The organism is Pedobacter sp. ASV1-7 (assembly GCF_040203335.1).
Taxonomy (GTDB): Bacteria; Bacteroidota; Bacteroidia; order Sphingobacteriales; family Sphingobacteriaceae; genus Pedobacter.
Genome location: NZ_JBEHBV010000001.1, coordinates 1,083,173 through 1,097,120 on the forward strand (window position 1 = coordinate 1,083,173; position 13,948 = coordinate 1,097,120).

Annotated in this window: 11 protein-coding genes; 5 read left to right on the plus strand and 6 right to left on the minus strand. The window is 37.3% G+C overall.

Annotated elements, in window-relative coordinates; all coding sequences use genetic code 11:
* Positions 1-70: 70 nt before the first annotated feature.
* The 3 genes from dnaE to ABDJ41_RS04690 all read left to right on the plus strand — a co-directional run bounded on the left by dnaE (position 71) and on the right by ABDJ41_RS04690 (position 5,939).
* Positions 71-4,501: a DNA polymerase III subunit alpha gene (gene dnaE, locus ABDJ41_RS04680; RefSeq protein ID WP_349784592.1), complete on the plus strand. Its 4,431-nt coding sequence runs from the start codon at positions 71-73 to the stop codon at positions 4,499-4,501.
* Positions 4,502-4,633: 132 nt separating this feature from the next.
* The gene (gene trxA / locus ABDJ41_RS04685; protein WP_316816023.1) at positions 4,634-4,951 is read left to right on the plus strand and encodes a thioredoxin; all 318 of its coding nucleotides are present in this window, start codon (positions 4,634-4,636) and stop codon (positions 4,949-4,951) included.
* A gap of 67 nt (positions 4,952-5,018) precedes the next feature.
* On the plus strand, positions 5,019-5,939 hold the full coding sequence (locus ABDJ41_RS04690; RefSeq protein ID WP_349784594.1) for a DUF58 domain-containing protein: 921 nt from the start codon (positions 5,019-5,021) through the stop codon (positions 5,937-5,939).
* 15 nt (positions 5,940-5,954) lie between these two features.
* Here the strand turns inward: ABDJ41_RS04690 and ABDJ41_RS04695 are convergent, their stop codons facing one another.
* From ABDJ41_RS04695 to ABDJ41_RS04720, 6 genes are read right to left on the minus strand one after another with little or no spacing between them, the layout of a single operon-like run.
* On the minus strand, positions 5,955-7,142 hold the full coding sequence (locus ABDJ41_RS04695) for an aspartate aminotransferase family protein (protein WP_349784595.1): 1,188 nt from the start codon (positions 7,140-7,142) through the stop codon (positions 5,955-5,957).
* A gap of 15 nt (positions 7,143-7,157) precedes the next feature.
* A complete protein-coding gene (locus ABDJ41_RS04700; RefSeq protein ID WP_349784597.1) occupies positions 7,158-7,610 on the minus strand; it encodes a hypothetical protein in 453 nt (150 codons plus the stop codon).
* A 10-nt stretch (positions 7,611-7,620) separates the two neighbouring features.
* A complete protein-coding gene (locus ABDJ41_RS04705; RefSeq protein ID WP_349784598.1) occupies positions 7,621-8,226 on the minus strand; it encodes a hypothetical protein in 606 nt (201 codons plus the stop codon).
* Positions 8,227-8,260: 34 nt separating this feature from the next.
* Positions 8,261-8,821, minus strand: coding sequence for an RNA polymerase sigma factor (locus ABDJ41_RS04710; protein ID WP_349784599.1), 561 nt, complete (start codon positions 8,819-8,821; stop codon positions 8,261-8,263).
* A gap of 30 nt (positions 8,822-8,851) precedes the next feature.
* A complete protein-coding gene (locus ABDJ41_RS04715; RefSeq protein ID WP_349784600.1) occupies positions 8,852-9,811 on the minus strand; it encodes a transketolase family protein in 960 nt (319 codons plus the stop codon).
* A 2-nt stretch (positions 9,812-9,813) separates the two neighbouring features.
* Positions 9,814-10,680, minus strand: coding sequence for a transketolase (locus ABDJ41_RS04720; RefSeq protein WP_349784731.1), 867 nt, complete (start codon positions 10,678-10,680; stop codon positions 9,814-9,816).
* A gap of 200 nt (positions 10,681-10,880) precedes the next feature.
* Here ABDJ41_RS04720 and ABDJ41_RS04725 point away from each other — a divergent pair, with 200 nt between their 5' ends.
* Positions 10,881-12,167 carry a sugar MFS transporter gene (locus tag ABDJ41_RS04725; protein WP_349784601.1) on the plus strand — a complete coding sequence of 429 codons (1,287 nt, stop codon included), beginning with the start codon at positions 10,881-10,883 and terminating at the stop codon, positions 12,165-12,167.
* 177 nt (positions 12,168-12,344) lie between these two features.
* Positions 12,345-13,922, plus strand: a complete 1,578-nt coding sequence (locus ABDJ41_RS04730; protein ID WP_349784602.1) for a response regulator — start codon at positions 12,345-12,347, stop codon at positions 13,920-13,922.
* Positions 13,923-13,948: the final 26 nt, after the last annotated feature.

The window sequence follows — 13,948 nt, forward strand, 5'->3', positions numbered from 1 at the left end:
CAAAGGCAGCTAAAATTCCGTATTTTTGGGGAATCATTTTCATTTCAGAAAGTAAGAATAATTACCAGCTATGTATTTAATATTTGATACCGAAACCACAGGTTTACCACGCAATTGGAATGCGCCAATTACTGACATAGACAATTGGCCGAGGTGTATTCAGATTGCATGGCAATTACATGATGAACTTGGTAATCTTATTGAGCATCAGGATTACCTTGTATCTCCAGAGGGTTTTAATATCCCTTATGATGCGGAGCGTATTCACGGTATTTCTACTGAACTTGCTACAGAGCAAGGGGTTGCTTTGAGCGAGGTTCTTGAAAAATTCAATATAGCCTTATCTAAAGCTAAATTTGTTGTTGGTCAGAATGTTGGCTTTGATGTTAACATTATGGGCTGCGAGTTTCACCGGATGGGTGTTGCGAGTCCTATGGCAAGTATGCCAGTATTAGATACCTGTACAGAAACCACAGCAGAGTTGCTTAAGCTTCCAGGTGGACGTGGAGGTAAATTTAAACTGCCTACTTTAACTGAACTTCACGAGTATCTTTTTGGAGAGCCATTCTCAGAAGCCCATAATGCTACTGCGGATGTTGAGGCTACTACCCGTTGTTTTTTACAGTTACTTAAACTTGAGGTTTTCAGACCTGAACAACTACAAGCTGATCCTGGTTATATACAACGCTTTAAAGAAGGCACACCACAGGTATTTGAGCGGGTAGGTTTAAATCATGTTAACCTTAAATCGGCTTCTGATGAAATAAGGAAACGTCTGCAGCAAACTGAAGCTCCTAAGGTCTCTAAAAGCACACTGAATGAGAATAAGCGCGAGCTTGCTTCAGCAAATTTCGTGCATTTGCATAATCATACACAATTTTCAGTACTTCAATCTACCATCAACATACCGTCTTTGATTAAAGCGGCTGCAGGCTTTAAAATGCCTGCTGTAGCTATGACAGATCATGCCAATATGATGGGAGCCTTTCACTTTGTGGCACAGGTTCTTAATCATAATAAAGGGGTTGAAGCAAGAAATGAGGCAGCAATTGCAGAGGGGAAGACTCCTGAAGAAACAATTATTAAGCCTATTGTTGGTTGCGAGTTTTTTGTGTGTGAGGATCATGAAGATAAAAGCAGGAAAGACAATGGTTATCAGGTTGTATTATTGGCCAAGAATAAGGCCGGTTACCATAACCTGGCTAAGATGTCATCTATAGCCTATACAAAAGGTTTTTATTATATCCCGAGGATAGACAAAGCAATTATCGAGCAATACAAAGATGATATTATTGTATTGTCTGGTAATCTTTATGGCGAGATTTCGAGTAAATTATTAAACCTGGGTGAAAAGCAAGCAGAAGAAGCCCTGCTATGGTGGAAATCGCAATTTGGGGATGATTTTTACCTGGAACTTATGCGTCACAACCAGGAGGATGAAGATATTGTCAATACCTCATTGGTTACCCTGGCGAAGAAACATGATGTTAAGCTGATTGCTACAAATAATACTTATTACATCAATAAAAAAGATGCCAATGCACATGATATTTTATTATGTGTGAAAGATGGTGAGAAACAGGCTACTCCAATTGGTAGAGGTAGAGGTTTCAGGTTTGGATTGCCGAATCAGGAATATTATTTTAAGTCGCCTGATGAAATGAAAAACCTGTTCGCAGATCTGCCAGAAGCAATTGTGAATATACAGGAAGTTGTAGATAAGATTGAGATTTATAAGTTAGCAAGGGAAGTACTCTTACCTAAATTTGATATTTCTGATGAGTTCCTTGTAAAAGAAGATGAAGAAGACGGAGGTAAAAGAGGGGAGAATAAGTACCTGCGACATTTAACATATGTTGGTGCTAAAAAACGATATGGAGAAATTACCCCTGAAATAACTGAGCGTTTAGATTTTGAACTCCAGACGATTGAGAAAACAGGATATCCAGGGTATTTCCTTATTGTACAGGATTTTATTGCAGAGGCCAGAAACCTTGACGTTTCTGTTGGTCCTGGAAGGGGGTCTGCTGCAGGTTCTGCTGTAGCATATTGTTTGGGGATTACCAATATTGATCCGATTAAGTACGACTTGCTTTTTGAGCGTTTCCTGAATCCCGACCGTGTGTCCATGCCCGATATTGATATCGATTTTGATGATGAAGGCCGTGGAAGGGTTATGGATTATGTTATCAAGAAGTATGGTGCAAATCAGGTAGCTCAGATTATTACCTATGGTACCATGGCTGCCAAATCATCTGTTAAGGATACCGCCAGGGTATTGGATCTACCTTTATTTGAAGCTGAAAAGATAGCGAAGCTCATTCCCAACATGAAGCTGGCAAAGATTTTCACACTAGATGAGGCTAAATTAAAAGAGGCATTACGTGCCGATGAATATGAGAAGGTACTGGAGCTTAAAAACCTTGCCGGTGCGAAAGATCTCGGTGCCAAAACACTGGAGCAAGCTCAGATATTAGAAGGATCATTAAGGAATACAGGGATTCACGCTTGTGGGGTAATCATTACACCAAGTGATATTACCAATTTTGTTCCTGTTGCTACTGCAAAAGATTCAGATCTGTATGTTACTCAGTTTGACAACTCGGTAGTTGAAAGTGCAGGTTTGTTGAAGATGGACTTTTTAGGGTTAAAAACACTAACTCTGATTAAGGATACTGTTAAACTGGTTAAACATAGACATAATATAGATCTTGATCCGGATAATTTTCCGATTGATGATGTGAAGACTTACGAGCTTTTCCAAAGAGGTGAAACCATCGGGATTTTCCAATATGAGAGTACAGGGATGCAAAAATATATGAAGGAGTTAAAACCTACTGTATTTGCTGATTTAATTGCGATGAACGCTTTGTATCGTCCCGGGCCGCTCGAATATATTCCAAGCTTTGTTCGTAGGAAAAATGGTGAAGAAGAGATTACTTATGATTTAGATGCCTGCGAAGAGTACTTAAAGGAAACTTACGGAATTACCGTATACCAGGAGCAGGTAATGCTTTTGTCGCAGAAGCTTGCAGGCTTTACCAAAGGCGAGGCCGACGTTTTACGTAAGGCTATGGGTAAAAAGCAAAAGGATGTACTGGATAAAATGAAGCCTAAGTTTGTTAAACAGGCAGCAGAAAAAGGTCATGATGCAGCTAAGCTAGAAAAGATATGGAAAGATTGGGAAGCCTTCGCTTCTTATGCTTTTAATAAGTCGCACTCTACTTGTTATGCATGGATTGCTTATCAAACGGCATTCTTAAAAGCGCACTTCCCAGCGGAATATATGGCTGCGGTTCTATCAAACAACATGAACGACATTAAGCAGGTTGCTTTCTTTATGGAAGAGTGTAAGCAGATGGGGGTTCAGGTATTAGGTCCGGATGTAAACGAATCAGGTACAAAATTTTCTGTAAATAATCAGGGAGAGGTACGTTTTGGTTTGTCAGGTATTAAAGGGGTAGGTGAAAAGGCCGTAGAGAGCATAATAGAAGACCGTAATGAAAAGGGTATGTATAAAGATCTTTATGATTTTGCCAGACGGTCTAATACAAGAACTGTTAACAAGAAAGCTTACGAGAGTTTTGTGTATAGTGGGGCTTTTGATTGTTTCGGTTACCATAGAGCTCAATATTTCTTTGTTGGCATTAACGACAAACTGAATGGTATTGAGAAGGTGATCAAATATGCCAATGACTTCCAGAATAATGAATCTTCTTCACAATCATCTTTGTTCGGTGGCTCTGTTGCTGATTTGATTCTGGAACCAGCTTTACCTGTGGCACCTGAATGGAGCTTAATAGATAGGCTGAAGTGGGAAAAGGATGCCATTGGTATCTTTTTATCAGGACACCCGCTAGATAACTATAAACTTGAACTGAAAGAGTTTTGTCAGAACAAGGTTAGACATCTGGCATTGGTGAACAAGATTAGAACTGGAGATACTAACGAAGAGGTACTTGCAGAGTTTGAAACGATAAAAAATCGAGAACTTGTAGTTGGTGGATTGGTGGTTATTTCTGCACAGCGTATGACGAAGACGGGAAAGCCTTTTGGCACCATGGTTTTTGAAGATTATGATGATACCTGTGAGCTTGCATTATTTGGAGATGATTTTATCAAATTTAAACAGTTCTTAACTGATGGATATTTTCTTCAGATTCGTGGTAGAGTAGGTGAACGTTTTAGAAAAGAGGGCGATTGGGAGTTTAAAATCACATCGATCAACTTACTGTCGGAATTGAGAGACAAGCTGGCTAAGAGTGTAACCATACAAGTTCCTATAGAGCGTGTTACAGACGATTTTATGAGTCAGGTATTGGCAATTTTAGAGAATAATAAGGCAACTACGGAGCAGCAGAACTGTCAATTGTTGTTTGATGTATACGATCGCGAACAGAATGTCGTAGTTAAATTACCATCAAAATCTATGAAGATCAACCCTACGAATGATTTTTTACAGCAGCTGGAGGCTTTAAATGTAAGCTCAAAGTTGAACTAATGTCATAATGGCATTAGCTGGATTGATGGCATTACAATTGATAATATATTTGTAGTCTGCAAGAGCTATAGGATATAAAGCTATCATGCTCAGGCAAACTAAATAAGAGAACTAATATAAAAAAATAGAATTATGGCTTTAGAAATCACAGATGCTAACTTCGAGGAAGTTGTGTTAAAATCAGATAAACCCGTTTTAGTAGACTTTTGGGCAGAATGGTGTGGTCCATGTCGCATGGTAGGTCCTGTTGTAGATGAAATCTCAAAAGAATACGAAGGAAAAGCGATTGTAGGAAAGGTTAATGTTGATAACAACCCTCAAATTTCTACTCAGTTTGGTATCCGTAATATCCCGGCTTTATTGTACTTTAAAAATGGTGAAGTTGTAGATAAACAAGTTGGTGCTGTGCCTAAATCAGTACTTGCTCAGAAATTAGATAAGCAGTTATAATAACGTTATATCATAGCAATAAAAAAAGCGTTCATAATGTTATGAACGCTTTTTTTATATTTACAATATGCAGTCGCCCATTGATGAACAAAGCTTACGTTTTAGTGCCAATCTTGAATTGCTTGCCCGGCAGGTAGTAGAAGGTTTCATTACTGGTTTGCACAAAAGTCCTTTTCATGGTTTTTCTGTCGAATTTGCTGAGCATAGACTTTATAATGCCGGTGATAATGTTAAGAATATAGACTGGAAGCTTTTTGCACGCACCGACAAGCTTTTTAGCAAACGTTACGAGGAAGAAACGAATCTACGGTGCCAGTTCATAATTGATGTGTCCTCATCAATGTATTTTCCGTTAAAGGAATATAATAAGCTTAGTTTTTCTGTACAGGCTGTTGCTTCGCTTATTTACTTGTTAAAAAGACAGCGAGATGCTTTTGGACTTAGTTTGTTTACAGATTCTCTGATCTTGAATACGCAAGCTAAATCTACAACTGCACATCAGAAATTTTTATTCGCAAAACTGGAGGAGATTTTAAAAACAGAGCAATTGGATTTGCGGACAAACCTTGAGCAAGTCTTACACCAGATAGCAGATTTAATCCATAAGCGATCTTTAGTTGTTGTATTTAGTGACATGCTAAGTACTGTACAAGATGAACATCATATCGATGGATTATTTTCCGCCCTTCAACATCTTAAATTCAATAAGCATGAGGTGGTTATCTTTAATGTGATAGATAAATCAAAAGAGGTTGAGTTTGATTTTGAGAATCGCCCTTATGAGTTTGTCGATATGGAGACCGGTGCAGTTTTAAAGACACATACATCAAAAGTTAAAGATGCATATCTTGCCAGGATGCAGGAGCATAGGCAGCTTATTCAACTGAAATGTATACAATACAAAATAGATATAGTTGATGCGGATATTGCACAAGGATTCTATCCAGTTCTTCAGGCATATCTGATTAAACGACAAAAAATGAGTTAGTATTTAATGCCTGATTCAGGCTATTGCTTCAACATTTTTCAGGATTATACTACATGCCCATTCAATTTCAGATTCGGTAATAATAAGTGGCGGTACAACTCGCATGGCATTGCTGCAATGTAAAAACCAATCGCTAATCAATCCATCTTTAATACAAGCATCAATAACTTTTTTATTGATGTCGAAGTTTTCGAAAACTATTCCCATCATAAGCCCTATACCCCGAACTTCTTTAATTGCCGGGTGTTTCAATAGTTTTTTAAAGAGCAATCCCTTTTCTGTTACACCAGCTACAATATCCTCATTTAATATGGTCTGTAAAGTAGCTAAACCGGCGGCGCAGCTTACCGGATGACCTCCAAAAGTAGTAATATGTCCCAATATAGGATTTGTTGCCAGAGAGATCATGATCTCTCTGGAACTGATAAATGCGCCGATTGGCATTCCTCCACCAATTCCTTTGGCTAATAAAAGTATATCTGGAACGATGTTAAAGTGTTCAAAACCGAACATTTTTCCTGTGCGACCAAATCCACATTGGATTTCATCAAATACCAACAATGCTCCTGTATCAGTACATTTTTTTCTTAGGGCTTCAAAATAAGCCTGATCGGCTACTCTTATACCTGCTTCACCCTGAATAGTTTCAACAAAAACAGCAGCTGTTTTTGAGGTAATCAGATTCAGGTCTGGAAGAGCCCCATAGTGGATAAAGCTAATTCCAGGTAAAAGAGGTCTGTATGCCTGTTTAAATTCTTCATTCCCCATTAAGCTTAGTGCACCCTGCGTGCTGCCATGATAGGAGTTATAACAGGCAATGATTTCAGATCGGTTTGTATATCTTTTGGCCAATTTCATAGCCCCCTCAACAGCTTCAGTTCCTGAATTAACGAAATACGTACAATTTAAGTTAGAGGGTAATACATCAGCAAGTGCTTTTGCAAAATTTACCTGAGGACTTTGTACAAATTCTCCGTAAACCATGATATGCATATAACTTGCAGCCTGTTCCTGTACAGCAGCCACAACTGCCGGATGACAATGGCCAACATTACTTACTCCAATGCCGGCAATTAAATCCATATACTTTTTGCCCTGGCTATCATAAAGATACATGCCATTGGCTTTGTTGAATTCTAAAAGAAGAGGTTCAAGCGTAGTTTGGGCGTTATGTTGTAAAAATAATTGGCGTTGTGTAAGCATTGCCAAAAATAAGAATTAATTCTGTCTTGCTTGCCCGTTATTTCTGTATTTAGCCAGTAGTTCCCGTTTGAATGCTTCCTGAGCTCTATAATATTTACCAACTATTTTAATTGGAAGACTTGATTTTAATTTATAATAATATTTCTTATCAAGGTTTAAATCACGTTGTTTAAAACTAAAGTCGTTTGTGATCAGAGTTTGTATTTCAGTATCTGAGAGCTCCTCTATCTCTGTGATTTTTCTAAAGCTTATCATTTTCTGTGCACGTTCTTTACGCAAAGCTTTCTGTTCTTTCTGCCAGTCGTTATAAATAGGCCAGAAAATCTTAGCCTCTTCCGCAGTAAGGTCAAGCTTCTGTGTTAAATAGGCAATTCTATAAGCCTCAATTTCATTATTGCGTTCGCTCCCTCGTTGTGCCATGGTAAAAGTGGGAAGAAGAAAGAGCAGAACGATGATTAGATGTTTCATTTGATGATGTTTATAAACCCGATGCAATATCACTCTGTGTGTAATTATTAAGGATATAGTTTTCTAAAGCTATGTCTGAAGGGCTTGTCTTTGCCTGATGTAGGTTATTGGCTTCAATATGATCAATTATAACTTGTTCATCTATATCGTATAACATTTGTTCAGTTGGTAAATCCGTATAAATAGGTTTAACCGGGGGATGTTCGGCCCGATAAAAGTATAAGCCAGTTGCACTTAAAATGATAAAACAGGCAGCAGAAGCATATTTTAAGATACTGGAATGAAATAACCTGACAATTTTAGCAGGCTGTTTCTTGTTTTTCTCATTAACAGTCTTAGATAATATATTAGATTGTAGCTGCTCGAAATAATTCGGAGGAACAGTAGGATATTCATTTATCTGTTGAACGGATTTTAAACGATCAGCAAGGATTTCGGTGTTGATAGCTTGCGTAAGTTCTTCAAAATAGTTAACTGGAGTAATAAACCCCGTATCAGCAGCTTTGGTTTTTAATTTTTCCAGAAATATGCCATTCTCAATTTGAAGAGGTAATTGATCAAAATATCCTTCAGGTACAGAAAAAGAATGATCGTTATTTTCTACTTTATTATCCATCTCAAGTATATTGATACATTATAACCCAAAAGGTTTAAAAGGTAATGTCTTCATTTAGCATAAAAGTTTCAATTTTTTTGACTGCGATGTGAAAAGAGGCTTTCAGAGCACCAACAGTTGTGCCTGTTATTTCTGAAATTTCTTCATACTTTAATTCGTCAAAATATTTCATGTTAAAAATGAGGCGTTGTTTTTCGGGAAGTGTGAGTAATGCCTGCTGAAGTTTAAGCTGAACCTTGTCGCCATTAAAATGTGAAGAGGCAATAAGTGTCTCCGCTAGTTCTGACGAAACCTCATCTAAAGGAGTGTTGTTCCTTTGTTTCTTTTTGTTGAGGAAGGTAATGGTTTCATTTGTAGCAATTCGATAAATCCAGGTATAAAGCTGGGAGTCGCTACGGAATTTTTCCAGATTCTTCCATACTTTAATAAAAGTATCCTGAACCAGGTCGTCGGCATCATCATGATCAATTACCAGGCGTCTGATGTGCCAGTAAATTTTTTGCTGATACTTATTTAGAAGCAGGTTAAAGGCTTCATCACGAGTTTTTAAGTCTAAAAATTTCTCTAAAATCTCTGAATCTTCAACCTGCTTCATTTATTTTTCTTTAGTCTTTGTTTCTAAATCTTAAGATTTAGCTCTTTTGATTACTTTTTGAGCAGCTTCAACAATATTAATACTGTCCAAACCGTATTTAGTCATCAATTGATCAGGAGTGCCGCTTTCGCCAAAGCTATCATTCACTGCTACAAATTCCTGTGGTGTTGGCAATTCTGTAGAAAGTAATCTTGCAACACTTTCACCTAAGCCGCCAAACTTATTATGTTCTTCGCAAGTAACCACACAGCCAGTTTTCTTTACAGATTTTAAAACGGCTTCTTCATCCAAAGGTTTGATGGTGTGGATGTTGATGATTTCAGCATCAATACCAAGTTCAGCAAGTTTTTCGCCAGCTTCAATTGCTTTCCAAACCATATGACCTGTAGCAATGATGGTTACATCTTTACCTTCATTTACCATCCATGCTTTTCCAATTTCGAATTTCTGATCAGGATCAGTAAACACAGGGATTACCGGTCTGCCAAAACGTAAATAAACAGGTCCTTCATGTTCCGCTATTGCAATAGTTGCAGCTTTTGTCTGATTGTAATCGCAAGTGTTGATTACCGTCATGCCTGGAAGCATTTTCATTAAACCTATATCTTCAAGAATCTGGTGAGTAGCACCATCTTCACCTAGTGTTAAACCAGCATGTGAAGCACAGATTTTTACATTTTTATCGGAGTAAGCTACCGATTGACGGATCTGATCATAAACTCTTCCTGTTGAAAAGTTTGCAAAAGTTCCTGTAAAAGGAATTTTACCACCAATTGTTAAACCAGCTGCAATGCCAATCATATTGGCTTCAGCAATTCCGATTTGGAAAAAACGTTCAGGGAATTCTTTAATAAAGGCGTCCATTTTTAAAGAGCCAACAAGGTCAGCACAAAGTGCTACAACTTCAGGGTTCTTTTTTCCAGCTTCAAGCAAACCAGCGCCGAAACCAGAACGAGTATCTTTTTTTTCAGTATATGTATACTTCTTCATGCTTAATAATCTTTAAGGGTACTACTTAATTGAGCTAATGCTGCGGCAAGTTGTTCGTCATTTGGAGCAACACCGTGCCATTTATGTGATCCCATCATGAAATCAACACCAGCTCCCATTTGGGTACTCATTAAGTTTAAAACCGGCTTTCCTTTACCTGTTAATGATTTGGCGTAATGTAAAGCTTTAACAATGGAATCCATATCATTACCATCCGAGTTAATTACATGCCATCCAAAAGCTTCAAATTTAGCCTGAAGATTTTCTAACGACAAAACTTTTTCAGTTGGTCCATCAATCTGTTGTCCGTTATAATCAACAGAAGCAATCAGATTGTCTACCTTGTTGTGAGGAGCATACATGATGGCTTCCCAGTTTTGTCCTTCCTGCAATTCACCATCACCAAGTAATATATATACTGTAGATTGATCTTTATTTAATTTTTTAGCTTGAGCTGCACCAATAGCTACCGATAGACCTTGACCTAAAGATCCAGAAGCGATTCTGATACCAGGTAAACCTTCATGAGTAGTAGGGTGGCCTTGCAACCTGGTGTTTAGTTTTCTGAAAGTAGCTAGTTCAGTTACTTCGAAATATCCTGATCTCGCCAAAACGCTGTAAAAAACAGGAGAAATGTGTCCGTTTGAAAGGAAGAATAAATCTTCTCCTTTCCCGTCCATTTTAAAATCAGTAGAGTGGTTCATGATTTCAAAATACAATGCAGTCATAAAATCTGCACATCCCAATGATCCTCCTGGGTGACCCGATTGGCAGGCATGCACCATTCTAACAATATCCCTTCTAACCTGAGCGGCGATATCTTCTAATTCATTTATTTTATGTTTCATTAATTGGGGTTGTTGATTAATACGACAAATGTAATTAAAAATATATTGAGGGGAACATTTATACTTATGTTCAATGATCTCAAATAAATTAAACAAACGTTTGCGCTAAAAAAGTTAAATAAGTATGTAATTCAATGAAAATTTATATTTTTAGAGCTTGAAGTTTTTAAAATAGTTAAACAAGTTATTCAACACATAAAATAAAACCTTAAACTTAAACCATGAATTCTACTCAACCTCAAAACAGAACGGCCTTATTGCCAATGGTGATCTGCTGCGCATTGTTTTTTATCTTGGGCTTCGTAACCTGGGCTAATGGCTCTCTTATCCCGTTTGCAAAAAAAGCCTTCAATCTTGAAACTGACTTACAGGCATACTTAGTAACATTTGCTTCTTACATCGCTTACTTTTTTCTTGCAATTCCTAGTTCATGGATCATAAAAAAAATCGGCTTTCATAATGGTTTGGTATCGAGCTTGGTGGTTTTAGGTGTCGGATCTTTATTGTTCATTCCAGCTGCAGAAAAAAGTAGTTATACTCTTTTCTTACTTGCAATATTTATTCAGGGGTCAGGTATGGCCTTGTTACAAACTGCAGTGAATCCTTATTTAAGTATTATTGGGCCAATAGATAGTGCCGCACAGCGTATTTCAATTGCAGGATTTTGTAATAAAACAGCAGGTATTATTGCTCCGGTTATACTTAGCTCTCTGCTTTTAAAAAGAGCAAATGCATCTGAGGCAAGGTTAATGGAAGCTGTTACTGAGGTGGAGAAACAAACTATCTTAAACGAATTGTTAGACCAATTGCATGCACCATACATAGCATTAGCAGTTGCGTTGGGTCTGTTTGCTCTACTTCTTAAGTTTGTAAAATTACCAGAAGTGAATGTAGACGAGGAAGAAGTTACTCATGATGCACATACGGACTCTAAAAGGTCAATATTTGATTATCCTCATTTATTTTTAGGATCACTTGCTATTTTCTTTTGTGTGGCGGTAGAAGTTATGGCGGGAGATATTATCGGAACTTACGCAAGGGAATTAGGTACGGTTCCGCATGTATTCAGAGATAATGCCACTGCATTTACTTTAGGCTTCATGTTGTTGGGGTACTTAATTGGTATCTTAACTATTCCTAGATTTATAAGTCAGCAAGCAGCACTTCGAATTTGTACTTCTGTTGGTATTTTATTTACTGCACTTTCGGTATTTACAACCGGTGTAATATCCTTTTGGTTTGTTGCCCTTTTAGGTTTGGCTAATTCATTAATGTGGCCGGCTATTTTCCCATTGGGCATTAAGGGTTTAGGCAGATTTACAAAAACAGGATCGGCCATTATGATTATGGGTATTGCCGGAGGCGCTATCTGGCCATTGGTGTATGGATTTATGAAAGATAAATTACATATCGATTTCCAGCACGCATTTTTATACGCAATGTTACCAGCTTATTTATATATCGTTTATTTTGCTTCAGCAGGACACAAGGTTGGTAAAAAGATATAAAATCTTTATAAGAATTAAACGTAAAAGGAATGGCTTAAGGGCTGTTCCTTTTTGCGTTTAAGAGGACCTATCCTTTAGAGTTGAACAAAATGAATAGCGTTAATAGCTTGTGTATTAACTAATTTTACACTTATTGTTAATCTATAGGGAGTTTAATAAATTTAACGCATACTATTTATGTTCATTTCTGGTTTACTTCAGATTCTGAAGGATATAGGCATTTCTAAGAGATTATACGCAGCAACTTTATCCGTTGTTTTATGTATCGTATTGGGGATATGCATATTTATTTTTCCTATTGGAATCTTTACCATAGCTATAGTGGTATTATTTGCATTGGCAGGATTATTTGCTATTTTATCAATACTTTCGGTTATTGCAGAGCTTAAAAGTGGGTTTGATGGTATAGCGTGCAGGATGCAGTTCAATAAAGAGAAAAAAGAACAGTCATCTCAGCGAGATATCAGTTCAGAAAATGAGCTTATTATACTAACCTCCAATTTTCACAAGCTTGCAGATCAGCTTGAATTGAAGTTACAAGAAATTGACTCACTTCAGGTAGAACTTGAAAAAGAACGGCTGAATGCAGAGCGTAATGAGTGTGCAAAAGATTATTTTCTGGTGAATATGAGTCATGAAATCAGAACACCTATGAATGCGATACTTGGTTTTGCTGATTGCCTGCAACATTCTTTAAAAGATAGGGAAGATCTTAAATCGGTTAGCATGATCATTAGATCGGGTGAAACCCTGCTAGCTACCTTAAATGATCTTCTTGATTTTGTAAGTATACAAACTGGAGATCTTTGTTTTTCTCCCTCTGTGTTTAATCTTAAAGATACCATTCATACAGTAATGCTGCGTAATGAGTCGTACGTTAAACAAAAGAAAATTGGAATCAATTATACTATTGATGAGGATATACCTGAATCAATTTATGGCGATCCCGCCAGACTTACTCAAATTCTTCAGAACCTAACCTCAAATGCAATTAAGTTTACTGAGATGGGTGGTGTTCTTATTTCTGCAAGATTGATGGAGGATCATGATGATCATGTTATTATAGAGTTTCGGGTTCATGACACTGGTATTGGGATTGATGCAGATATGCAGGAGATGATATTCAACCCTTTTGAACAAGGTACAAGTAACATGCAGCGTAAATTTGGTGGTACCGGGATTGGACTGAGTATTGTAAAACATTTAACAGCGATCCAGGATAGTGAAATAGAAGTAAAAAGTCGGTTAGGTGAGGGTTCCGAGTTTTATTTTAGTTTATCTTTCCTTAAATCACATGCAGGGGGGCATGTAGAGGAATTCAATAGTTTAGATTCTTATGAGAATGATGATTCAGATTTCGGGAAAGACGTTCATGTATTGATTGTAGAAGACAATATGATGAACAGGGAGCTTGTTATTAAATTATTACAAAAGAAAGGATACAAAACCTTCATAGCAGAAAATGGGAGATTGGCCTTGGATAAGTATGAGTATTCAGACTATGACATCATTTTGATGGATTTGCAGATGCCCGAAATGGATGGTTATGAAACCACACGACATATCCGTAATATGAAATCTAGTAAAAAAGACATTCCTATTGTAGCTATGACTGCTCATACTATTAAAGGAGAGCAGGAGAAATGTCTGAGCATTGGAATGAATGATTTTATTTCGAAGCCTTTTCAAGCAAAAGAGTTATATGAAAAGGTCAGAAAGCTTGTCAGCGCTAATAGAAATGCCATGTTAAAATAAAATATGCCTTATTTGAAAGGCATATT